The sequence below is a fragment of the Pseudomonas sp. COR18 genome, from assembly GCF_048568395.1.
Classification (GTDB): Bacteria; Pseudomonadota; Gammaproteobacteria; order Pseudomonadales; family Pseudomonadaceae; genus Aquipseudomonas; species Aquipseudomonas fuscovaginae_B.
The window spans coordinates 5,051,224-5,074,163 of record NZ_CP183808.1; the positions used below are offsets into that span (position 1 = coordinate 5,051,224).

Below are 22,940 nucleotides of genomic sequence, written 5' to 3' on the forward strand. Positions count from 1 at the left end.
ATGGCCACCAACTTCTGGGGTGAGGGCAACATCGGTACCAAGCCCGAGTTTCGAGAGATCTCCAATGGCAACAACGAGCCGCGCCGGTTGTTGAGGCTCAATGTGTATTTCGATAATCCGATCTCGAAAGGGGGAGGTGAGTACGAAGATCGGGGAGGGTTCTGGGCCGGTGTTGATCTGTGGCACAGGGAGGCAGAACGGTATTCGAATCTCTACTGTAAGGGGATGCGAGTGCTGGTTATTGGGCGCATGATTTTGGAAAAATGGGAAGACGAGAGTGGGAATGAATGTCGGGCGATGAAGGTGCAGGCCAGTCGCGTGGGGATATTGCCTCACCGTATTGATCGGGTCGTGATGATGGTTCAGGAACGGCCTGTGCCTGAAGTGGATGAGCAGATGGTTATTGGGCTGTCTGCCAATGATGGAGCGCAATAGCTGCTCAGTTGCTCGGCCCGTGTGAATCCGTTTTCTACTCCTCGTTATCGCAAGTAGTCGTCGCGCTGTCAGATTGACCGCGGGCCTTGTTTCGGAAGATTTTAGGAGGGGTAGTTGCAGCGTGCGAATTGGCTTGACTCCTGTGTACTGGACAGAGCCTGTTATGCAGCGAGAGTCAGCGGTGGTTGCTCAGTGAGGTTACCCGCCTACCGATTTTGGTCATAAGCTGTTCGAGCTGTTCGCCGTCAATTTCCATAACGCGCCCCTGCGTTAGGTCTGTCACTCCCGTTGCAATAGCGCAGCGCAAAGTCTTGACCCTGAGATGTTCTTGCGCTTCAAGTTGCTCCACCGAGTGAGGTGTTTCGTCTGCGACCTCACTGATGTTTTGCTGGTTATCGGAGAAATGTCGACCTTTGATGAGTCGGTCTGGGGTGTCGCTCAGGACAATTCTTTTCGCAGACATCTTGTTCTCCTGCTGTAGTGGTTGAGTGATCTCGACAGGTGAATGAACCTGGTCTTTCTGATTCCCTTTGGCAAGGCTCTTGAAGCCTGCTGTGCAGGGACTTTCCGACGGGACCGCTCGGTGTATGGCTCGGGCGTTATGAAGGCGTTCTCGTCGCTATGGCACGCTTTGACGTGGGGGCCTGGCACACTCAGGAGGAGGCCATTGATGTTCCAATCTGATTGACCCTCCTTCCGTGAGCGGCTCTTGGCTCATAAAACAAAACGCAGATAACCCTCTCCCCGTAGGGGAGGATTATCTGCGTGGAGAGTGACAACGGATGCGTTTACTTGAGGTACTGCAACACCCCAACCACCAAGGTGCCCACAAGCACCGCAATGCCGAGGAAGCTCAAGGTAATTCTACTGCCGAGCGAATCCACCCTGACGCTCAGTGTCGAGACATCTGCCTTCATTTCGGATCGGATGATCTGAACGTCCGCAGCGAGTTTGTTTTGGATGACGTCCATGTCAGCTTTCAGCTTGGTGCCGAGCATTGTGAGATCGGCTTTGGTCGCAAGGACATTGGTCATTTCTTTCTCCAGCGCATTAATGACAGCCGTGGTGTTTCGCTCCGAAACGCCGCTGTCGCGCATCGCACCGTATAACACCGTTTCCATTTTCATCAGACCTCCAGATTTCAGTGGGAGAGCCTGCCCATACGGGCAAGGCCCGTATGGGGGAAACATCACGTTCAGTAGCGCTTCCATCGGCCGCAGTGGCAGCCGATTGGTCGCATTCTGGAAGCTTGGCGACCTGTGAATGGATCATGCGCAATGGCGCATCGTAGCTCTCAGATCCCGGCTACCTTGGCATGTTGCTGACAAGGCCAGCAGTACGCCCCTGCACGATGATTACCTCATCGGTGGGCTGTCAAAGCAGCATCTGCAACAGGCTTTTTCCGGTGCTATGGATTTGTATGAGTCCTGGAAAATGACCATCTGATCTTTCCTGTTAGGTGTGTAGGGTGCGTACATGTGTGGCTGTCGGAGGTTGCTGTAATTTGCAGCTGTAGAAGCGCCTCTTCCTTGTAGCCCGCAACGAAATGTCTCTGCACAGACCGTGACAACTGGGCTTGGCGGGCTCATCTTCAGATTTCGCACAGCGTCATCAGGCTATGAACGGGACAGGCCCGCGCCGTGTTCTGTTTCTCTTCGATTCATGCCTAGGGGGCAGGCGAGCAAAAGCGCAGAAGGCATTGGTTTACTTCTGCATAGGCAATATCAGCTCGGCGCCCTGGTTTTTGACGTTCCCAACGGCGGTGCCGACGGGGTACCACTCGAAGTCGTCGACGGGGAGGCACAGGTTCTTTGCGATGTCCTCGGCACGTGTGGGGGAGAGGTCGGGATCGATCCATTCGCGAGCGTGCTCTGGCGACAGCACCAGCGGTCGCCGATCGTGTATGTCGACCATGCCCTGATCGCTGGCGGCGGTGATGATCACGAAGCCGTCACCCTCGTGGGGCTCAAGCCCAGGGTGCACCTGGGCCAATGCCGCGAAGAACATCGGTGCCTGGCTCTTGAGCCGAATGAAGTACGGCTGTTTCTTCTTCGGGTTGTCGGGATCTTTGACCCATTCGTACCAACCGTCGGCCACCACCAGTGCTCGCCCGTTCGGCCAAAGCTGTTTGAAGAACTTGCCAGTGGTGACCGTCTCGACCCTGGCATTGATCGGATCAGGGCGTTTGCCCTTGGCCCAGAAGGGCGCCCAGCCCCAGTGCACCGGATCAATCCGTAGGCCTTCTTCCACGCTGTGCAGGATCAGCACGCGGGTGGTGGGGGCGATGTTGTACCGAGCGATCGGCTCGTTGTCGTAGCCGCTGATGACGTCCTGCTCGGCTTCCAGCTCGCGCAGGTAGTCGGCCATGCCCTGGTACTGCGCAAATCGTCCGCACATGCTGATCCCTCCGCCTGTCGCCATCACCCTCATTTGAATTGACCGCAAGACACCTACAATATTAACTGTATATTCGTACAGGTATATCGGAAGTCGTGCGTCATGAGCTTTACCATTCTAGGTCCTTTGGCAGGGGGCGGCGTTGCGCTGCCGCTCTGTGCCTTCAAGGTGCCGGCGGGATTCCCGTCACCGGCCGCTGATCACATCGAGCGGCAGATCTCATTGGATGAGCTTTTGAACATACGGGCACCCCATGTGTACCTGGTCTCTATCCAAGGTGACAGCATGCAGGGCGCGGGCATTTTCGATGGTGATCTGGTTGTGGTGGACCGGTCCCTGGAGCCGCAGCACGGGAACATCGTGGTCGCCCTGCTCAACAACGACCCGGTGTGCAAGCGACTGCGCAAACAGGGGCCCGAGGTGATCCTGATGTCGGAGAACCCGCGGTATCCGTCCCGTTACGTCATGGAAGGCGATGAGCTGTCGATCTGGGGGGTAGTGACCTTCAGTGTGCGCAGCCATGTCCATTAAGCCCCCAGCGCCAGCCTTTGCGCTGATCGACTGCAACAGCTTCTACGCCAGTTGCGAGCGTGTCTTCCGGCCAGACCTGGCCCATACCCCCATCATCGTCCTGAGCAACAACGACGGCTGCGTGATTGCCCGCTCCGCGGATGCCAAACCGCACATCAAGATGGGCGAGCCGTACTTTCAGATCCGGGACAAGATTCGTCAGCACGGCATCGTGCCGTTCTCCTCCAACTACGCGCTGTATGGCGACATGAGCCAGCGGGTCATGACCGTGATCGAGTCCATGGTGCCGGCGCTGGAGGTTTACAGCATCGATGAAGCCTTTGCTGAACTCACCGGCATGACCGAGCCCCTGGAGCAACTGGGGCGCCGCATACGCGCCCAGGTGCTCAGGAGTACCGGCATTCCGGTCGGGGTGGGGATCGCCGGGACCAAGACCCTCGCGAAGCTCGCCAACCACGGCGCGAAGAAGTGGCAGGCGCAGTTGGGCGGTGTCCTGGATGTGCGGGCACCTCACCGTCGTGAGAAGCTGCTCAAGGCCTGCGATGTGTCGGAGGTGTGGGGTATCGGCCGCAAGATGACCGCACACCTGGCGGGGATGGACATCAGGACGGCTTGGCAGCTCTCCCAGGCCGATCCCTGGATGCTGCGCAAGAACTTCAGTGTGGTGATCGAGAAGACCGCCCGCGAGCTTGCCGGCACGCCTTGCCTGGAACTGGATGAGCCCGATACCCCCAAGCAGGAGATCTGCTGCAGTCGGATGTTCGGCCAGCGCCTAGAGACCTTGCCGCCGATCAAGGAGGCGGTCGCCACCTACATGATGCGTGCCTCCGAAAAGCTCAGGGCCCAGCAGTCCCTGTGCAAGAAGATTCGGGTCAGCATTCGGACGGGAATGTTCAACCCGGAGGAGGCCAAGTACGCCAACGGGGTGGTGATCGATCTGCCGTACCCTACGGACGATGTGCGCCTGCTGACGAAGAGGGCCGTTGACGCCCTCGATCAGCTCTTTCGGCCTGGCTTTCGCTACAGCAAAGCCGAGGTCCTGCTGCTCAACCTCTGCCAGCGCGGCGAGTATACCGACGATCTGTTTGCCGAATCACAACCGGCCGAGGCCACGAAGGTGATGACTGTTCTGGACCAGATCAATCAGCGCTGGGGCAGGGGCACCCTGCGCGCCGCCAGCGTCCCGATCAACCCCGACTGGGGCATGCGCCGGGAGATGATGAGCCGCAGCTTCACGACGCGGTTGGATCAGTTGTGGAGAGTTTCCTGTTGTTGATTTCTGACCGTCTGACGACGCCCCAGAATGGTGGACAGTACTGAGGTACAATTCGCGCTCAGCATCGAGAGGCAGCGCAAGTGCATAAGATTGACAACATGATCCAAGAAAAGCTTCGAGATTGGCAAATCCGTCGTTTGGAGGTGAAGGAACGGATGCACGCGCATCCCGAGCAGACCTTGGAGTTGTCGAGGGTGCTGGATCTCATGGATGAAGAGCATGCTGCAATTCTTGCTGGATCAGCTAGTAATCAGGTGCAGCACACAGCCCAGACTGATTTGGCCAATGATCGAGCAGTGCCTGTAGAACATTCATCGCATTCGGTTGCCGGCACGTTTGAGCTGCAGTTGCATGTCGCTGCCGCAAATCCTGATCATTTTCTCAAGCTGCTGGAAATGGCTGTGCACGAGCTACAAGGACAGATTAACGCGCAGCGAACTGTGTCTGCAGGGCAGCGCAGCCGGAACTCCGGTGATATGTCAGGTACGTTAGGCTCGTATCACTTCGAGTTGGATGTAAGCGGAGGTGTAGATCATGGATGACTTAAGCGAAGCGAAGGTGGCGCAATGGATGCAGTCAGAGACGCTGGCGGAACACCTGATACCGCTGTTGGATCGGTACGACGTCAAATGGCGTGGGCACGGCGTCATCTATGTCGACCACGAGGAATACAATATCCACACTGCCCATATGATCGTCACGGACTTGAGCGCTACCTTCGGTGTGTCTGCTGAGTTGGTACGATCTAGGTTGATTGAATTGCAGTTGCTGAGAGATGTCCGCGATATTTTGCCCGTACGAGATCAAGCCGCCCGCATCGTTGCCAGAATGCCCTCTCGGGCGGATGACGCATCAGACGAGGATCACTGCGATATGGCTGAAGAGTATCCCGATGCCTGACCCTAAGACCTGTTCCCCCCTGGCCACGAGGTTGTATGCGTCCGGAGAACTTTGATTTATCCAGTCCCGCTTTCTTGCCGGTCACTGACGAAACGTGCGCGCGGCTGCTAGAGACTGATGGCGCCACAGCGCTGACTTCTTTGTCAGACCCGGAGCTGGCAGCCGTTTTGGTGATTCAGAATTTGGCAACGGCTGCGGAAAAAGACCTCACCTCCGATGCCATCGAAAAAGTCCTGGCCAGGCTCATTGCGTGGTCCGTTGATGGCTTGCATTCGGCAGATGTAGGGCTGTTGACCGAGGCGAAGCGGCTGTTCGATCCGCGTAAGTTGTACTTTGGCCTCAAGGTCATTAAAAGCTTGAAGCTGGGTTTTTTGCTGGCCGATGAGGTGGCGGCTCAGGATTACCTGCTGCCCAGTGGCAAATGGGATTTCGGTTACAAAGTCCGTCACCGTCTGAGAAACAATCCGTTCAGTGAGCAGATGGTCACGTCCAGACACGAACGTTGGCTGAGTCCTGCGCAGGACAAGCTGGTACGGCTCTTTCGCGCCAACCTCGACGAGCACTTACACATCCAAGGGTATGCGGGAATAGGTAAGAGTCATCTGCTAGGGGCTTTGATGGAGTTCCTACGACCTGGCGCGACCCTGCTGTTGGCACGCACCCCCGGAAAATTGGCAACCCTTCGCGAGCGCATTGGGGGGGATCGCGACAAGGGGCCAGGTCTGACGTTTGAAGCGTTTGCCCGAAAGTTGTTGCATGCCTCAGGGGCTCAACGCGGAACAGCTGCGGTTAATCTGCCTCATGGTGCGAACCGGCAGGCAGTGGCACAGGAACTGAATATCCTCGGCTTCCGTGGTCACGACGCGCAGGCAACGTTGAACATCTGTCTCGAGGTGCTTGAAAGTTACTGTCGCTCCTGGGACTACAGCCTTTCGGCCAAACACCTGCCGCACTTTAAGCAAGAGTTGTCCAATGTGGACGCCAAGGTGCTGCTGGAGTATTCGAGTCGGCTATGGACGTATCTGGACCACAATCCAGCATGGAGTAGGCAAACTGGATTCGAGACTTTGCTGCTGATCAAGCGTGCCAGCCTGGCCGGTTGTGTGGTTCCTGCACGTTATACCCATGTGTTGATTGACGAGAGTCAGGATATTCCCGAGTCCCTTCAACAGATCCTTGAGCGTGGACGTCAGGTGCTGGTTACTTTGGGCGACGAGTACCAGCAAGCCAGTGGATCACCGGTCAAGCGCCATCAGGAGGTCCGACAGCGAGATGTCAGCTACTCCGTTCGTTCAGGACGTAATGTAGAGCGGCTGGTCAATCCGCTGATTTGCGTCCACTCGAAGAAGGGCAAAATCCCTTTCGAAGGCGCTCGCGATGCGGGAGTGAGTATTGAGCACTACCCGCAGGGCTTCATTCCACCCGAGAACTGTGTCGTTCTGACTGCGTCGCACTGGGACACCATGAAGTGGGCAATCCAGTTGCATGATGCCAATTGTGGTTTTCGGTTCTCGAATTCCGAGGCGCGACAGGATTTTCAGCGGTTCATGAGCACGGCCATCGCATTGTTCAAACCGAATTACTACAGTTCCGGGCAGGGTGCCAATGACGCTCATCGGGATTTCAATGAGATCTCAGATTGGCAGCAAGTACGTGACACCAACCGGTTCGATGAGTCGTTTCGTTGGGTTGAGGCAGAGTTGGAAAAGGGCTTCAATGTTGCCGACATGACGCGCTTGAGCATGAGCATTGGCCAATCCGCTAAGGGTTGCATGCTGATGTTGGCGCAGGATGCTGGCGGGATGGAGTTCGACCGCGTGCTGTTGACGCCTGAGCTGCTGACGACTGAAAAATTCGAAAATGTGTATGAGTTTGATCAGCGCGTTTGTGCTGTGTATATCGCAATTTCCCGGGCCAAAATGCAGCTTTACTTACCGTTCGATGTCGTTGAATGGGTCGAATTCCACGATGGTCAGAAGTATCGAGAGGTGCTTGGTTATTGATAAATGAACGCTAGTTTTCAACTATTTTGAATACGGGGTCTGTGAGTGATTTTCTGATTACTAACAGCAATGATTCTCGCCTAAATAGGTGTCTGGGGTTGGTAGACCACTACACTGTCCTCGCGGCAGATCTTCGAAAGGCAGAAGATGACCCGGCCTGAAACGCTGACCGACATCCAGTGCGCGGCCAGGTTCTTCTACCTGCAGCAGCACGCGTTCGGCGGCAAAGTCTCTGGCCAGACGTTCGGTACCGCGACCACCGGCCCGGCCGCATTGGGAGGGTTGTTCTAATCGCGGGTTGGCTCCTGGCTCTATTCCGGGTTGGAGTCGATCACTCGCTGAATCTCCAACTGCCTATGCCGTTCTTTGAGGGGGCCTTCGACGTACTTTTTATAAGTGCCTATCTGGTCGCCCTTGAGGGACTCTATGCCATGGTCGATGACCTGCCGGGCTATTCCGTGCCCTGCTGTTCCCTCTATCAACAAGCCCTCGTCCACGAGATCCTGTATAGCGCTATTCAGATCCCAATTCACATGATCATTCCATCCCATGGTGCTGTCCTCAATGCTTTGGATGTGGGCTGAGCATAGCTGGCATATGGCAGAAATCCAGTGCGCCTGGATGTATGCTAGTCTTCGCCAGTTAGTAGGGTTGATGAAATATTAAGGAGGTAGCATGTCAGAGGATGCGGGGGCTTTAAAAATACCGGAAGGGGCTAATCTAATTTTTCAGCTCTGGAGCAGTATGGGGTGGCCACAGTCAGCTCTTCTTATTGGCGTGTTGTCTGTTTTTGTTTTTAGGAAAGATATAAAAAGTCTTTTGGAACGGCTGAGGAAAGTAGGCGCGAAGGGCGTCACTATTGCTCCTCCTCCTTTGGACCCTGTCCAGCCAGAGGCATCCTCAGAAAAAATAATTTCGTCTGCTGTTGGTAATACTGATCATTTGAAAGAATATCAAAACCTGCTAGCAGGTCAAAAGCAATTTGTGATCAATGAGATTGCCAGTATTGATAGTGATAAGTTAATTGACTATCTTGTGGAGAGTTTGGCGTTTACTCGTGGGGTTTGTTTTTTTGAACGTATTTTCAGTTTTATCTTTGCGAGTCAGATAGTTATATTGAAGATGCTTAATGATCGCAGGGGGACTGGCATGTCAAAGGTTGATGTGTTTTCTATGTGGGAGGCGCATCAGTGTAAGTATTCCCCCGCTTTAGATTCTTGGGATGGCTCGGTTTACATTGGGTTTCTCTCCTCTAATGGATTGATTATGGAAGATGGGGATGTTGTTCGGATTAGTCCTATTGGTGTTGAGTTTCTAATGTGGATGATGCGTAATGGTCGCTCTGAAGTAATGAGGTACTTATAGCTCTATTGTTTAGACGGGCTTGGGTCGTGCTCGCGAAGTCTTCCATTACATGGATCCATCCTGTTGGCAGACGGCCTGCTATGGCGTCGATTTCCCGTTCGAGGAGTACGAGCGGACGGCTGACTTCATGCGGCTCGGCAAGGGCAGTGTGATCGTGAGCATTAACGACCGTCCGGATATCCGCCGGGTGTTTGAAGGCTTCCACTTCGAGACGGTTGATATCCGCTACACTACGGCCAATCAGCGGCAGGGAAAGGCCGAGGCGACGGGTGAGCTAGTGATCATGAACTGGGAGCCGGCCGTGCTTTGGGGGGGTATTTTGGAGCACTCGGCCGCCATTATGCTGGCCGAGTTCCTTTTCTGTGACTTCTTGTAGTCTCGATGCTGTGGGAGATTGTGAAGCAGAGTCTTATGGCTGTGTTCGATCGACTTTGGTTGGTTTCTTAGACACCACCCCAACGAATAAAAAATAGAAGGTACGGATCGAGAATGTCTAAGACGTCGTGCGCGGCGTCCCACTCTAAAACATTTCGTCCCTCTGATGCATTTGCGATTGAGCACATATGTCCACAGGCTCCCGTCACGCTTGATCCGCTAGGGGTGTCGTTGGCACAGAGACTTGTAATTCGCTGTTGTAGGTTGGCATACCGGATGGTCAGCTCGGGTGGCGTAACTGCAATGGCTTTTACGATTAAGGGGTAGACGTCGAAGACTTCTCCTGTCTTTAGTACATGAGAGTTTCGCTCTGTTCCGCGAGTCTTGGGGCCATCCTTCATTAAATTGAGAGTCGAAGTGTAATCAACTATCTGTGCGGTTCGAGTGCAAACCTGGTTAACTAGGAGTAAATCAGCTTGAGGAGTGGCGGTTTTGGCTGCTCGCTCTCGAATACCCATCTCGTAGCAGCTGTTCAGGCACAGCGCCTGCATCAGTTGGGGGGAGCCGGCCGCCTCGGCGGCTAGTGCTTTGATGAAAGCTACGTGCATATCGATGTTCAGTGCTTCAAATCCAGTCGTTGCAATTTTAAGCAGCTCGGGTTCTTTCCAGTAGTTAAAGTCTAGCCTGACTGTTCGTCCCCGAAGATCTGAGTTTGCCCTTACTGCATCGTCTGCGTGATATGGGACCGCTGCTAAGACGAACAGGACACCTTTTGTAGTGGCGTCTTTAATCTGGTTTGAAATCTCTTCTCGAGCTTCGGGCTTCACATAGTGAAAATCGTCTATGAAGACCACCAAACCAGTACCTGCCAGTTCCTTGATCAAAAGAGACAGGTAGTCAATCGCTGTATCTGTTTGTGTTGCGGTGCTGTTGTTCCAGGTGCCACCAGTATTGGCCTCTGCATTTATGATTCCCGGAATCCCGCCGCTTACCTTGCCGGCAGCACTTCCCTGGAAACCTGAAGTTTCAGTTAGCTTGGCGGGTAATGGGGTCCCTACTATCGCAAAAACCCGGTCCCATAATTCATTGGGAGAGTTTATTCCTGCGCCAGAGACTGGGATTAGTCGATCCTTACCGATATTCTTCTCGATGAATACCGTTTTTCCAGACTTCGATGGCCCGGAGAGAGTGACGGCCAGTGAGGCGTCTAGGCTATCGTGTAACATTTGGGCATGCTTGACCAAGTGGTCTTCGATGTAGGTGAACTCCGGGAATTTGCCGGGGGTGAAAACTTCCGAGGCTTTCATTGGTTCGTCCATGTGGCTCAGGATATTGCTAGACGATGGCCGAAATTCTGCTTCGATGCAAGGCAGTCTCTTAATACTGTAAAAATAGCCAGCTACACGGAGCTGTATTGATGCATCTGAGCGCCAGAGTTTGCTCGCTAAGTCGTTGTTTCGGGCTGTGGCTGAACATTAGCTGCGAGCCACGGATGACTCGTCGTTTATCCTGTACTGGTTGGGGGCTAGCGTAACTAGGGGGTAGAGCTGCTCCTCACAATGAACCCCAGACACCTGCAGTTCTGAAAGTCCTTTCGCAATGCGAAACGGTCCATGCAGCTACTGCACTTTACGAACGCCGCTGCGGCCATTAGAGGACGCGCTCGTTGGTAGTCTCCGAAGTCTTGGTTTTCCAGGACGATCTGGGTGGTATCGACTAGCGCTCGGTATACATCGGGATCGTCGATGTTTGAGTACTCCCGGCCGTTGATGCGCTGGCCGGTCAGTACCAAGTCGTAAACGCTGCCGTCCGGTCTTGTGATCGTGAGCCCGTCCATGCCCCATACCTCGGCATTGATGCGAAACACCAGCCTGCGGGTTCCGTTCTCCGGCATAACCTGCGCGGCCCATGCGCCGAACTCATCCTCGGTAGCGTCCGGGTAATAGATCATTGTGCTGATTTTCCCGAGAGCTGGTCCTCCGTGTCGTGGCACCACGTCGTAGAATCCGGCCGTCATGAAGGCTGGTTCGCAGTCAATCAAGGTTTCAACGGCATGCCAATATACGGCATTGGCAATCTCGTCCATCTCCAGCTTCTCGATCTGATCGATGATCTGCGTGGCAGCCATTTCCCTGCCCATATCAAGGCAGATGCCTCAGGGTTATCCAGCCGCGACTGGTGGTTGTCGAGGTGCTGCTGCCAGTAGGCAAGCCATTCTGTTTTGGTGCGAGAGCTGATCATGGAGTGCACGCTTATAGCTGTATTTGTATACAGTAATTGAGGCGTTGCTGTCTCGCCACTTAACTCGACGAACTGCGATGTGGCGAGGTGCTTCGGAGAGCTCAGGTCTGTACCACTTTTCGTACCAATCGTGTTCCCGATAGGGGCTTGAAGGGAGCACTGAGTGCGCTGGAGCCCCCTGTTTTCCGCATTTAGGGTTCTCCAGCTATTCCGCATATCAGCTCGACCTATCGTCCGCTGGAGCTGCCTGTACACACTGGTTGATTCGTTGTTTCAGACTGCGACTGAACATCGTCTCCGGGCAGCAGCTTGCACTCTTTCTCCCCCCTGCATTGAGATATTCAGTGGTACAAAAATGGTACAGGCTCTAACAGAGTCGTCTATAAGGCTTATAAAATAAGGGATTCAGGAAAGGTACGCCCAATCCATCATAGGAAATCCTCGGCTTCAGGCGATCACAGCTATGAATAGCGATAGGCTGTTTTCTGTGGAAGAGGATTGTGCTGGCGCTTCAGAATCGCTAAGGTGGACAGGCGGCAACTACTGAGAATCCATATGGACGATCGATCATCAACCACTCAAAATGTTGCGTCTTCCGCAGAGGAACCTGAGCTGCTAGACGTGGTGACGGCTGAGCTCAGAGTCGAGTTCGCTCGACTGAATCGTATCGCTGAACAAGCTGACAATGACGCAGAGCAGTGGGCCGAGATGGGTATCGTAGTTCTCAGCGGCCTCGAGCCGACGCGTCTTGCGCGGAGAGGAGTCCAATGTGCACTTTTGGCTCTGTCTACTCTCGATCATGCAGTCGAGGTCTTTGGGACATCTGATTTTTTTGTCCGGCGGTATCGTTTCTGGGTCGCGTTCCTCGTTTACTGCCTGAGTGTCCTGGCTAAACTCAGCTCTCTTCATGCTCGTTCTCAACGAGCGTTCTTTCGTGCCCCGCTCTTCACGGATGGTCCTGAGCTCAGCGGGTATAAACACCGCCTTCGCTGATCCCCTGTCGAAAAATTTTCCACTTTCGAATGGGATGACTGTCATGAGCCATAAACATCGCTGTATCTGCATTACTTGCTCCAAAGAAATGAATCCAGGCCACGATTTCGTGCCTATCTGTGTACCTTCTAACCAGCCTGAAGTTCGAGTGATCTCGTCGGAGTCGACCTCCAATGGGCCGCCGTTGGCCGTGCGAGGCTTTGCAGATCGGCTACTGGAATGGGCAAAGGTCTTTTTGAAGTTCGGGTATCTGGTGCTCGCATTCTTCAGGTTGTGATTGCTGGCGTAGCTCACTTCTGCATGACACGGGCTCGTATGAGTAAACCCGGTAGTTAGTTGCGTATACGAGACTGAATGAGTGGTGCAGCCGCATATCACACAATGGGTGACATGCGGCTGACCCTGCTAATCAGTGCCACCTGATCGGCCACCGGCAACGTCGTCCAGACCTTCGAGCCGGAACGCTGCTCAATCTCCTCAACGGTTACTTGGTAATTGCAGACGTTGTCTGCTCAAGGATTGTCCTGGCCCATGATTAAAGCCGCAAAGGTCCCCTCGGTCGGCATACTGTTGGTGAAGATAATCCTCCAGTAACCGCTGGGGATGTTGTGCTGCTTGGTGCTGCCGGTAAGGACCATCATCCGGTGGTAGGTGAGGTTAAGGGCGCCGGTTTTTCGGCTGCACTACGATTCACCGGTGATAAAGGAAACCCGCTTCGCGAATGAAAATGATATTCCCTGGCGCTGGCGCACCAGCGGTTTCGAAGAAGGGTTGATCATCCGCTCAACCCTATGATGGATGATCATGGCGCCGGCACTGGTGGTCGGACGCAGCGAACGTGATGAGCAGGTCTAGAAAATGTGTCTCGCCACCGACCGCACGGCTCGGGAACTGAGCCGCCTCTGAGGATTGGAATACGCAGCCGCCGCTCTGCTGTTGTACTGCTAATCAAGAAGCTGAAGTACCTATGTGAACTTTACGCGTTTTTACGACTAAATGGGGCAGCGTGAGAGGTCTCTGGCGAAGTAGTAGTCGATGCTCGTTTCGATAGCTGCTCTGTTAATTTCTGCCACCGCCTTTCTATTAAGTAGTTCAATTTCCTGATTCGTTTTAGACCAAAGGCAGATGGTTGGTGAGACTGGTACTATCCGTCGGTTGTTGAAGTTGTCAGGAACGATAAACTCTCCGTCAGTCGCTTGGAGAATTCCCCATTTGGCATCTCCCATACCCTCAACTGCCATATCCACATTCATCATGATTTTCGGACCCGCCAAAAAACGTCCTGGAAATGTTAAGTCTGGGCGAATAGCACTCACACCTGCGGCCTCCAAGCGCTCGTGCTCATCCTTTGTATAATGCCGCCTCACCCCAATTATCCCGTGGTCGGTAAGGCTTTGGTCTGTTATTGGGCGTTGCTTCAGGAGCGCCCGGATATTCCAGAGGCAATAAAACTCACTGATTATGATCCCTTCAATCAGGCCAATTCTTTTTGTACGACCAGCGAGGATAGTTGATATCAGGGTTTGGTAAGCATCCTCGATAGCTTTCATGTACACAGCTTCTGATTTCTGATCCCACGTACGTTTAGCGCAGAAAACTTGATCAGTGGGCTTCATGGGAAGCACCTTCCGGGTCTTCATATGAAATAACTGGACCATCCCTGACTGACCAGTGAAGCGAGCGATACTCGTCTTAGGGAAAGTATGTTGATTAACCGTTAACTTGTGAGGATTACCTTTCTGTGGTAATTCGTAGCTCATTGTTTTTCTCATTTTTACTTTATATGATTGCGACAATTAGCAGCCGATCTCTTTCGCCAACTGTCCGCGAACAGGTTTGAGCGCCGCCTGCTCGGCCGCCGGCAATGTCGTCCAGACCTTCAACCCGGACCGCTGCTCAATCTCTTCAACCGTGACCTGGTAGCTGCAGAAGCTGGCCGCACGAGGGGTGTCCTGGTCCATGATGAAGGCCGCAAAGGTCCCCTCGGTTGGCGTGCTGTTGGTGAAGATAATCTTCCAGTAGCCGCTGGGGATGGTGTGCTGCTTGGTGGTGCTGGGAAGGGTACCGATGTAGCGCTCGTACAGCGTGCCCGTCAGCACATACACCGAATCAATCCCTGTCCGCTGAACCAGTGCCCGTTCCTTGTCTTCCAGCCTGGCCCACGCACCCTGGTTCAGGTCGCTCTTTTGCGGGGTGATGTTGGACAGGTAGTTCAACGTCTGCCAGTCACTGACGCCGGCCATGGAGGCAAGGTTCGCCTGGTGGCCGCGGTCGGTCTTCAGCGTTTCATTGGCCAGCTTGTAGTCGGCATCGTCCAAGGTCTCGCCGGCAGGAATGTCCGGATCGGTTTTCCAGTTGCGTGGCCGATTGGGGTAGGGCGTGTCCTTGGTCACCCGATACGCCACCCACTTGGCAAACTTGGTCTGCGCATCGTTGTTCAGCGTGTAGGCGGCCCTGACCAGCGTGACGTTGCTGCCTCCGGTGGGGCAGCCAACGGAGCAGTTGTCGATCTGCGGGACCGACCCTGTAACCTCAGGAGGAGGAGCAGGTGCCGTTTCAGGAGCGCGGTAGGGCTCAAGAGTCGAACAGGCGCTGACCAGGGCCAGCAGCAGATAAAGGCCGGTGTGCTTGAGATTCCGATTCACGATGAAGCTCCATTGATTTGATGTGCAGTAACCGGTTATGCGATGCCCGCAGCAGGGCAGCGCGATAGTAAACCAGCATCGTCGGAAGGTTGCCTATCGGTTTGTGAGCAGCGATGTTCTTGGAGAGGGGATCAAGCCTGAAACACCGGTGGCGTTGAATGGCCGGCTCGTGTGACGTGCGAGCATTTGGTTCGGGCGGCAATTGCTCATGCTTTTGGAGTCGCCGCCGATAGGTAATCGGCACTCAAGGAAAAGAGGTAGACATGCCCGGTATCACGCTGACCACTTATTGGCAAAAGCCTTTCACATTGGCGTTCGACAAGAGCCAACTGCTGGCGCTAAAACGGCATGTGCAGGATGAAAGTGAGTCAACCCTTCGCATCGGTGCTTACACATTTCGATGTATGGACGGGTATCTGCACTTTGCCAATGGCGGTACACCTAGCAAGTACTACTTCGAGATGTCGCTTGCCGATATCGTGGCTACAATCGATCAGGCCATTGATGCTGAAAGTTAAATAACTTTTGCCGTGACACGTCTGCAAGACAGCCTAATGAAGGCCGTGCGCCTGAAACTGCCGGTTACCTGAAGTAGGAAATATCCCAGCTGGTTTGCTTGAGTAGATGAAAAACTCATACCGGCTAGGCTGATGATACACCCGCACACTGTTTATCGATTAAGAGATACATGTAATGAGCACAGAACTGAGCGAGGAAGAAATGCGCTTGGCGCTTTTCGGTCCCTCCACTCCAGTCGCCAAACCGATCCCAGCATCTGTACCTGAAATCGAGTTCACCCCAACCCCACCTCCGGCACCCGTTCAGGCCCCGACTGCTGCCCGCACACGCCGGCCCATGTCCAAGCCGCTCTCCCCAAAGCTGCGCGTGATCCTGCACGCCACCAAGGAGTTCGAAGGCAAGGTCGAGGTCCTCACCTACGACGCCAATACCCTGAGCACCTTCACGGCCGAGCAGGAAGCCAAGGCCGAGGCGAGAAAGAAGAAGTTCCGGTATTTTGAGGTGGTGTCGATCAAGCCGATCTAATGGTATCGGGCGGGCTTGATCGGTTAGTCTCCGAAATGTCTTGCATGGTCCATGCTGGTCTCTAGGTTGCCTCTGAAGGGGTGACGGCTTCAGTGTGATGGAAACACACTGATCAAATGCTCCGAGGAGGGAGCAATCGATGCTTCACGCTTATCTGCGTAATAAATCTGCTCTGTACCATAGGTATCTGCCAGCCAAGCTTCGTGACCCCGCTGAGGGGCGAGTTACGCAGGAGGATGAGGTCACCTCGATCGTTTTCGGTCCTCTGGAGTTCCCGCTGAAGGATGAAAACGAGATCCTGCAGGACGGCTCCTTGTTCGTCTTCGGCGATGCAGACAGGGCAGCGCGTTCCTGGGCTTTTTCGATAGCCCTGATGGGCGTCAATACCATTGATGATGTCAGAAGGAAGGTCATCAAACCGATGCAGGCGCTCCTGCTGGGCGCACCCGCGAGTGAGGCGCTCACAGGGGACATCGGTGGCCTGATCCACTACGAAAACGTTAAGGATAAAGCCGGGGGAATACACGGTTTCAGTGTTTGAGGCCTGAGCGTCAGTAGTCCGTTGGCGCACCGGGTAGCCAGCGCTTGAATGTTATGTCAGGGAGTAACGTCCAGTCGCTGCTGCAAGTAATGGGCGATGCTCAACGCATCTTCTGCGTTGCCCAGCTCGATGACTCCCACCCCATGCTCTGCGTGAAAGGCTGGCGCCTTCAGGACCTGTACCTGACTGGCTCGCGGAATGAGCAGCAGGGCCAGATCCGGCTGGCGTCCTCTCCATCGCAAGCTGTCGTGATACAGGTGGGCGGACTCCATTGCGTTCAGCACGTTGGTGCGTGATGACCGGTACTTGGCATCCAGGACGATGAAGCGAGCAGGTTGATCCTTGCGAGTCAGGGTAATGGCGATGTCAGGGTTTCGCTCACGGGACAGGCTGGTAAACCCCTGCCAGTCAGGTAGATCGACCGCTGGGCAACGCGCCTGTAACCAGACATCAATGACCTGCTGGTCGTCGGCACCTCGCCAGAAAAAACGATCAACCTTCTGAGAGGGACTGTATTGAGTCCAGCGCAGGTGCGGATAGCACCGGCGCAACTGCTCCAGAATCTTCACATAGCACCAGCGTTCGTAGATCTCCCAGGTGGGGCTGATCCAAAGCGACTCAGCCGATGCCTGGCCCTGTACGCCAGCACGCAGCGCGTACCAGGTGAACCGGTAGGCGCGGGCATAGTCGGGGTGAGCAGAAATGGCGTTGAGGCCGGCGGCCGATAGCCGCCGCTGACTGAGCTGACGAAAAAGAGGGGCGTTGGCGAGACGTTCCAGGCGCTGGCGCAACTGACTCAGGAACTGAATGCGTCGGCGCAGACGCGGCGCCAGGGGCGTACGGGTCTCGCTGGCTCGTTCACTGCTTTCCAGCGCCGAGAAGTCAGCAATGACGCTGTTGCAGCGGCGCAGCACCTCATGCAGAACCAACCCCAACGCTTGGTTGGCGGGGTTGTCCAGCGTCTCTTGGGCCAAGGCCACATCCAGGTTGACAGTGTTGAGGGGCGGGCGCGTCAAAACATCACGGTGGAGCAGGGCTAGGCCATTGGGAGAACCCATGGCCTTGCGGACCGTGGTGGCGTCCATGCGTTTGACCTGATGAGCAGGCGCTGAACGGCGCTCGCGGTGCAGTCTGGTCAGAGGCTTGCGCAGCACCTGGGCATAGGCATCGACGATCGGCTTCCAGTAACGGCGCAGCCTGGCGTATTGCAGGTGAGGGTTGGACAGTAGGCCGTCGGTGCCGATCAAGCTCTGGGCCTGCTCCGATCCGTACAGCAACTGTGGATCGAAGTCGGCGATGTCCTGCAGCATGCCGGCGAAAATCTTTGCGCCCAACTTGCCTGGATTAGGCGACACGTCCAGGCGGTAGGTCGCCAACGGATTGCCCTCGGCATCGACCAACTCTCCCGCGACCTCACCAGCGTAGTATCCCACCGACCAGCGCCAAGCCTGCGAGCTGCCGTGCAGGACGACCTCAAGGGACTGGTCATCAATGTACAGCTGCGCGCCAGGATGCACCGGGATGAAGTACTCACCCTGTTCGATGAATCCTGTAGTGAGCTCGTCGGGGACCAGTTCCAGGCGTGTTGCATCGCTGGCACAGTGACAATAAAGTCGCATCCGCTATTACCGCCAGAACCGCGTTGAACCACTGTGCAGAAGGTCCTGCAGCATGTCACTGACCTTCACTGCTGACCGTTCCAGCTTGTAGCGCTCCAGAGTGTCACCAAGCTCCTTGAAGACCTTCTGCAGGCGAGGTGAGTCCTCACCTCGTAGCTTGGGCAGTATCTTGGAGTAGATGGCCTGGTCCAGGGCCTCCTGGAACTCGATGATTCCACCGTGCTGGGTCTGCTGCAGGTAGCCGATGATGTCGTGCAGGGTTCGCCAGCCAAAGTGCAGGCGGGCAGGGCGCAGGACCGTCATCAGCCGCTCCATCAGTTCGCGTAGCGTCGCCAACTGCTCCGTGGCAAGGTCCGCCTTGTCCCAGCCCGGATAGGCATGAACATCAATGTCCCAGAACTCGATCACCGAGGCCCGGTCCAGCACCTTGTCGCTCAGCCCATGAGTGGTCTCGTCCATGTTGACCGTGCCGATGATCACCAGGTTGGACGGGTAGGCGATGGTGGCGGGTACGCCATTGATGGCTTCTGCCTGGCCATGCAGGTCGATGCATTCGCCCGTCTCCATCGCAGAAAGGAAGGGCGCCAGGTACTGCTCGGGGTGGGACAGGTTCATCTCGTCGAGCACGAGGGTGTAAGGGCGAGTGGGGTCCGAGGCAGCCTGCAGGACGAAGTCCAGAACGCGGGTACGCACATAGGATTCGCTTTCCAGCGGATTCACGTACCCCAACAGGCTTGAGTAATCGTGCCAGCCTGGCTGCACGGGGACGATCAGTAGACCATCCGAGGGCTGTTGCTCAGTCTGCCAGAGGCTCAGGGCGTAGCCGCGGGCCAGTTGTGTCTTGCCAGCGCCACTCAGACCTGTGAGCACTGCAAAGTGCCTGCGAGGATGGCTCCAGAGCCCGGCATCGAGCTGGCCGATCAAGCTGGGCGAGAAGGGCAAGCTTGAGTCGAAGGCTTGGATGATCTCCGCCAGCGCTGGGCGTTCGACATCTTCACTCCAAGCCAGGTTTGGGAGGAGAGCGATCAACGAATCTATATCTTCCTCGACCTGAAGTGGCTCGGGTGTCCAGTCGATGCGCTGGACCCACTGCTCACCAAGGGCGGTCAGACGTACCCACTTGTCGGCGATCTCTATCAGATGCAGCGCGCGTAGCCAGTTGAAAAGGCTTGCTGGAGCGAAGTCTGACTTCCAGTTGGGGTTGGCTTCGCGCAGCTTGAGCAGTGCATCGCGACGGCTCAATCGCTCAAAACTGAGCGCCTTGAGCAGGTAGTCGAAGCCCAGGATGCGTGTGATCATCCAGTCGATCACTTCGTTCGGGTCGCCTGACTCCAGCAGCGCCTCACCGCGTGAGGTCAGATGCAGACTTGCCTGATCTGCCCGGATCACCCCCCATTCCGCGATCAGAGCGTTGAGTTGGGTATTCAGGGTGGAGCGTTTGGACTGTGGGCTCATTGAATGCAGATGTTCAATGAAGTCATCCCGTGTGCTGCCATGAGCCAGAAATTCAATCATCGCCTGGATCGTTGCCAGACCGCCGCCGATGGCTAGCATGCCACGTCGCCGGCGCTCGGGAGGCAATGGATTGAGTCGCTCGTCGCGGCTATCTGGCTCTGAAATCTCAGTGGCTTCCTGCTCTTGGTTCTGCACGTAGGAGGCGTATAGGAACCAGGGAAGGGTCAGTCGAGTTACACCTTCATGACTCAGCGCATCAGGGGCCGCACCGAGAACTTCCTCAAGGCGTTCTAGCACCAGCCTGTGCATTGCGGGGCGAACCTCGCCTGAGTGGTTCACGCCCATTTGAGAGGCGAGGTCCAACAGCTTGCGAAAGTCAGCGATAGTGGTGAAGGAGCCTGGGCACAGCAGCGCGAACAGGCGGTACATCTTCAGTCTGGGGCGACGCTTTGAAAGTTGTGCGACGAGGCTGGAGACTTTGGACCAGGCATTGTTGATCAGTACTTCGCGACCCAGCGGGGCGGGCGTGTTCGCGTAGCTGACCTTCAACTGCCAGAGCTGTTCTGCTACCTCAGCATCGGCTGCCACTTTGGAGATGTCGACGTGGCCCATTCCTGTGGCCGACACCGCTTGGGTGTTCCAAAGCTCAAGCTGGAATTTTTCACTGACGAACTCGTCGTGACCCACATCTCTGACACGCTGCATCCAATGCAGCACTTCACTGATCCAAGCCTGGTTGCCCGGGAGTGACACGACGTTTTCCAGCAAGCTCTCACAGGCAAGGCGGAGCTGTTCATCATCCATTAGATTAAGCACGGCGTCCTGGCTCTCGGTTCCAAAATGATGGCCGGATGATGCCAGCTAGAGCTGATTGGCCGCCAGCGTTTCCTTGGTCCTTGCTTAAAAGCGACCTGAGGAGTCTGCTGCACGCTCCTCCAGAATCATGGTTCCGTACGCTGAAGGTCGGTGAGCAGAAGCGTGGACGCAGTCTGGAGGCTTCTGTAGCCTGGTTGGAGCATGGACTCGAACACGGAAGACAGCTCCTCAATGAATCGCCTGACCATCGTTCAGCACACCTCCAAATACATCACCGAGCCATACCCGACGTTCGCCATTGATGGCCTGCCGTTTGAGGTCTGGCTACCGCAGCAAAACCCAAACACGGAGATGGACCTGGTAAGCGCGCATTGGGGACTCGACAACGATAGGGAAATCGAGCTGATCTGGGACCGGAGCTACTCAACGGCCCCAGGCTGGAAAACACTGGTTCCGCTGCTGGTGTGCTCGGAAGATCTGGATCTGAACTGCGCTGTCGTGGCGGTCGAACAGGTAGCGGATCAAGATCGTATTCATTGGCAGCGGTTCGGGGTGATGCGCGGCTGGATACATGACGCAGACCCCGAGGTCGATTGGTTTGAGGGCGTGGCGCCAGTCTCGTTCCAGAGGGCGGAGTTCATGAGCGCTCTGGACAGCTTCCGTCAGCTCATCGGCCTCAAGCTCGACTGGTACGACTAACGCGGAAACCGTCGCGCATTGGCACAGGCTCAGCCACCGCCGTTAGCACCTGCCCACGCAGTCGTCTCCCTGCTGAGGGAGCGACCCACTTCCTGCCGTTCGAGACTCCATGAATACCCAACTTGCCCGTTTGATTTCTGACTACCAGGCCAGCGTCCGAATGGCCGTGCAGCTCATGCAACGCTCGGGTTTCGAACTGCCGGCGACCCCTACCGATTGGCTGGCCTCTGGCCTTCCCGAGCAAGGAACGCTGGAGGGTGGCGTACGCTACTTCAAGCATGGCCACGGCTGCGCCGTTCTGCTTTCCACGGGCGCTGTGAGCTTTGACTTTGGGGCGCAGGGAGAGATCGACGGCTTCAATGTGGGACGGCTTGCAGGCTTTGCAGCATCCCGATTGCCCGGGTACGGCTTTGCGACGGAGGATGCGCTCAAGGCGTGTTTCAAGGCTGAGGTGGAGCAGGGTTCGCTGGTGTATTCAGGGGACGTCCTTTACTACGTTGCCGGTGCGGCTCATTCATACGCGGTCGACCTTCACACGAGTAGCGCATCACGGCTGGAAGTCGAGAGCGCCAGGTACCACGAGTTTCTCGAACAATGGGAGCAAGGCTTGTTTGCTGGGCAGCGACTGGGCCAGGCGTTCTACAACCATTTTCGCCTGCATCGACTCGCTGACCAGTCCTGTTTACAGGGCCTGTATGAGGCCGACGGCGACAAAGCCCGTGCTGTGATCTCTCGGGTTTTTCAGATCCGCTAGCACGGGGCGCCGGCATCGTCGTCAGGTCCGACGGATACGAGTAGAGCGGGAAGCCGTGCTCCTGCTTCCCGCTTTTCCTTCAAGCGCCTGCGCGATCAAAGGCTGGCGCTGACCGCCTGCCGACTCAGGACCGTGTCCATCCTCAACTGCGCCAGCTCGATCAGGTGCACCACGCCCATCGCCAACTGGCGATTGGTACCGGTCTGGTTGTCGGCGTTCTCATAAGCCGTGGCCGCGGCCGACTGCAGGATTGAGTGAATGTCGGCCAAGGCCTCTTCCTGGTGAACGGATGAGCACACGCATGGCGGTGTCACAGCAGGCGCAGGCGGCAGAGGAGTGGGAGTCGAACCTGCATTCGGCCCGAGGTTGTGGTGGGCCAGCGCCCGGTCGGCGACGCGGGAGTCGATGCTGGCAGCGTTGGATTTTGCCGGCGGATTGGGGGTCACTTTGAACATGTCTGCACTTCCAATGTTAAGTGGAACTGCCAGTTATCGCTGCTAAACGAAGAGGTGGCAGCTGTACGCAGGTTAGCAGACCGGAACATTGGGAACCCGGCGCACCCATGAGGGTGCCCTGCGCACAGCCACCATAAAGCGAAGACAAAAATGTCTCGTCAGGGTGGCGTTATGCGCCCAATGTTTTAGTTTCCAGGCTGCTAAACCCGATCACTGATGAGCAGTGACGAGCCGAAGACTAGCGGTGGGATTGGGCGCAAAACAAGCACTTGGGATTCTCTCGGAAATTTCACTCAAGTGAAAGAGAGTTGTCTTGCAATTGGTTGAATAAGCCAAAATTTTTTGTTCTTGCTGCCGAATCCACCGCCATTTGGGAATAATCCTACAAGCCCTTAT

Annotated in this window: 23 protein-coding genes and 4 pseudogenes; 17 read left to right on the forward strand and 10 right to left on the reverse strand. The window is 55.7% G+C overall.

Annotated elements, in window-relative coordinates; all coding sequences use genetic code 11:
• A complete protein-coding gene (locus tag ACM62G_RS23230) occupies window positions 1-435 on the forward strand; it encodes a single-stranded DNA-binding protein (RefSeq protein WP_419735646.1) in 435 nt (144 codons plus the stop codon).
• 175 nt (window positions 436-610) lie between these two features.
• On the opposite strand, the gene ACM62G_RS23235 is transcribed toward ACM62G_RS23230, so the two are convergent.
• The 3 genes from ACM62G_RS23235 to ACM62G_RS23245 all read right to left on the reverse strand — a co-directional run bounded on the left by ACM62G_RS23235 (window position 611) and on the right by ACM62G_RS23245 (window position 2,832).
• Complete coding sequence (locus ACM62G_RS23235) at window positions 611-898, reverse strand: hypothetical protein (RefSeq protein WP_419735647.1); 288 nt, start codon at window positions 896-898, stop codon at window positions 611-613.
• 325 nt (window positions 899-1,223) lie between these two features.
• A complete protein-coding gene (locus tag ACM62G_RS23240) occupies window positions 1,224-1,562 on the reverse strand; it encodes a hypothetical protein (RefSeq protein ID WP_419735648.1) in 339 nt (112 codons plus the stop codon).
• Window positions 1,563-2,139: 577 nt separating this feature from the next.
• On the reverse strand, window positions 2,140-2,832 hold the full coding sequence (locus ACM62G_RS23245) for an SOS response-associated peptidase family protein (RefSeq protein ID WP_419735649.1): 693 nt from the start codon (window positions 2,830-2,832) through the stop codon (window positions 2,140-2,142).
• Window positions 2,833-2,934: 102 nt separating this feature from the next.
• Between ACM62G_RS23245 and ACM62G_RS23250 the strand changes: the two genes are divergently transcribed.
• The 9 genes and pseudogenes from ACM62G_RS23250 to ACM62G_RS23290 form a co-directional block, all read left to right on the forward strand.
• A complete protein-coding gene (locus ACM62G_RS23250) occupies window positions 2,935-3,363 on the forward strand; it encodes a LexA family protein (protein ID WP_419735650.1) in 429 nt (142 codons plus the stop codon).
• A complete protein-coding gene (gene umuC, locus ACM62G_RS23255) occupies window positions 3,353-4,639 on the forward strand; it encodes a translesion error-prone DNA polymerase V subunit UmuC (protein WP_419735651.1) in 1,287 nt (428 codons plus the stop codon). The genes ACM62G_RS23250 and umuC overlap by 11 nt, the downstream gene beginning before the upstream one ends.
• A gap of 98 nt (window positions 4,640-4,737) precedes the next feature.
• Window positions 4,738-5,181: a hypothetical protein gene (locus ACM62G_RS23260; protein WP_419735652.1), complete on the forward strand. Its 444-nt coding sequence runs from the start codon at window positions 4,738-4,740 to the stop codon at window positions 5,179-5,181.
• Window positions 5,174-5,539: a hypothetical protein gene (locus ACM62G_RS23265; RefSeq protein ID WP_419735653.1), complete on the forward strand. Its 366-nt coding sequence runs from the start codon at window positions 5,174-5,176 to the stop codon at window positions 5,537-5,539. Before ACM62G_RS23260 ends, ACM62G_RS23265 begins: the two co-directional genes overlap by 8 nt.
• Before the next feature lie 35 nt (window positions 5,540-5,574).
• On the forward strand, window positions 5,575-7,542 hold the full coding sequence (locus ACM62G_RS23270; protein ID WP_419735654.1) for a hypothetical protein: 1,968 nt from the start codon (window positions 5,575-5,577) through the stop codon (window positions 7,540-7,542).
• A gap of 114 nt (window positions 7,543-7,656) precedes the next feature.
• Window positions 7,657-7,812, forward strand: a pseudogene (locus ACM62G_RS23275) (DNA adenine methylase); the annotation flags it as partial.
• 161 nt (window positions 7,813-7,973) lie between these two features.
• Window positions 7,974-8,126 carry a hypothetical protein gene (locus tag ACM62G_RS23280; RefSeq protein WP_419735655.1) on the forward strand — a complete coding sequence of 51 codons (153 nt, stop codon included), beginning with the start codon at window positions 7,974-7,976 and terminating at the stop codon, window positions 8,124-8,126.
• A gap of 91 nt (window positions 8,127-8,217) precedes the next feature.
• Window positions 8,218-8,907 carry a hypothetical protein gene (locus ACM62G_RS23285; RefSeq protein WP_419735656.1) on the forward strand — a complete coding sequence of 230 codons (690 nt, stop codon included), beginning with the start codon at window positions 8,218-8,220 and terminating at the stop codon, window positions 8,905-8,907.
• Between the two features lie 40 nt (window positions 8,908-8,947).
• Window positions 8,948-9,283 (forward strand): annotated as a pseudogene (locus ACM62G_RS23290) (hypothetical protein); the annotation flags it as partial.
• A gap of 67 nt (window positions 9,284-9,350) precedes the next feature.
• On the opposite strand, the gene ACM62G_RS23295 reads toward ACM62G_RS23290, so the two are convergent.
• Window positions 9,351-10,589: a hypothetical protein gene (locus ACM62G_RS23295; protein ID WP_419735657.1), complete on the reverse strand. Its 1,239-nt coding sequence runs from the start codon at window positions 10,587-10,589 to the stop codon at window positions 9,351-9,353.
• A gap of 227 nt (window positions 10,590-10,816) precedes the next feature.
• Entirely contained in the window at window positions 10,817-11,410 is a 594-nt protein-coding gene (locus ACM62G_RS23300) for a hypothetical protein (protein WP_419735658.1), read from the reverse strand.
• A 1,741-nt stretch (window positions 11,411-13,151) separates the two neighbouring features.
• Here ACM62G_RS23300 and ACM62G_RS23305 point away from each other — a divergent pair.
• Window positions 13,152-13,371 (forward strand): annotated as a pseudogene (locus ACM62G_RS23305) (aspartate aminotransferase family protein); the annotation flags it as partial.
• A gap of 137 nt (window positions 13,372-13,508) precedes the next feature.
• Here the strand turns inward: ACM62G_RS23305 and ACM62G_RS23310 are convergent.
• A complete protein-coding gene (locus tag ACM62G_RS23310; RefSeq protein WP_419735659.1) occupies window positions 13,509-14,276 on the reverse strand; it encodes a hypothetical protein in 768 nt (255 codons plus the stop codon).
• 36 nt (window positions 14,277-14,312) lie between these two features.
• Complete coding sequence (locus tag ACM62G_RS23315) at window positions 14,313-15,161, reverse strand: DNA/RNA non-specific endonuclease (protein WP_419735660.1); 849 nt, start codon at window positions 15,159-15,161, stop codon at window positions 14,313-14,315.
• 263 nt (window positions 15,162-15,424) lie between these two features.
• Between ACM62G_RS23315 and ACM62G_RS23320 the strand changes: the two genes are divergently transcribed.
• The 3 genes from ACM62G_RS23320 (at window position 15,425) to ACM62G_RS23330 (ending at window position 16,746) form a co-directional block, all read left to right on the forward strand.
• Window positions 15,425-15,679, forward strand: a complete 255-nt coding sequence (locus ACM62G_RS23320) for a hypothetical protein (protein WP_419735661.1) — start codon at window positions 15,425-15,427, stop codon at window positions 15,677-15,679.
• 175 nt (window positions 15,680-15,854) lie between these two features.
• Window positions 15,855-16,205: a hypothetical protein gene (locus tag ACM62G_RS23325; RefSeq protein ID WP_419735662.1), complete on the forward strand. Its 351-nt coding sequence runs from the start codon at window positions 15,855-15,857 to the stop codon at window positions 16,203-16,205.
• A gap of 139 nt (window positions 16,206-16,344) precedes the next feature.
• Entirely contained in the window at window positions 16,345-16,746 is a 402-nt protein-coding gene (locus ACM62G_RS23330; RefSeq protein WP_419735663.1) for a hypothetical protein, read from the forward strand.
• Between the two features lie 56 nt (window positions 16,747-16,802).
• Here ACM62G_RS23330 and ACM62G_RS23335 read toward each other — a convergent pair whose 3' ends face one another.
• Window positions 16,803-18,365 (reverse strand): DUF2357 domain-containing protein, encoded by a 1,563-nt coding sequence (locus ACM62G_RS23335; RefSeq protein WP_419735664.1) that lies wholly within the window; start codon window positions 18,363-18,365, stop codon window positions 16,803-16,805.
• A gap of 6 nt (window positions 18,366-18,371) precedes the next feature.
• Window positions 18,372-20,624, reverse strand: coding sequence for an McrB family protein (locus ACM62G_RS23340; protein WP_419735665.1), 2,253 nt, complete (start codon window positions 20,622-20,624; stop codon window positions 18,372-18,374).
• 243 nt (window positions 20,625-20,867) lie between these two features.
• On the opposite strand from ACM62G_RS23340, the gene ACM62G_RS23345 reads away from it, so the two are divergent.
• The 3 genes and pseudogenes from ACM62G_RS23345 to ACM62G_RS23355 all read left to right on the forward strand — a co-directional run bounded on the left by ACM62G_RS23345 (window position 20,868) and on the right by ACM62G_RS23355 (window position 22,089).
• A complete protein-coding gene (locus tag ACM62G_RS23345; protein WP_419735666.1) occupies window positions 20,868-21,335 on the forward strand; it encodes a hypothetical protein in 468 nt (155 codons plus the stop codon).
• 109 nt (window positions 21,336-21,444) lie between these two features.
• Window positions 21,445-21,819: pseudogene (locus ACM62G_RS23350) on the forward strand (DUF6896 domain-containing protein); the annotation flags it as partial.
• Between the two features lie 69 nt (window positions 21,820-21,888).
• Window positions 21,889-22,089: a hypothetical protein gene (locus ACM62G_RS23355; RefSeq protein WP_419737550.1), complete on the forward strand. Its 201-nt coding sequence runs from the start codon at window positions 21,889-21,891 to the stop codon at window positions 22,087-22,089.
• Window positions 22,090-22,184: 95 nt separating this feature from the next.
• On the opposite strand, the gene ACM62G_RS23360 is transcribed toward ACM62G_RS23355, so the two are convergent.
• A complete protein-coding gene (locus tag ACM62G_RS23360; protein WP_419735667.1) occupies window positions 22,185-22,544 on the reverse strand; it encodes a DUF6124 family protein in 360 nt (119 codons plus the stop codon).
• Between the last annotated feature and the right edge of the window lie 396 nt (window positions 22,545-22,940).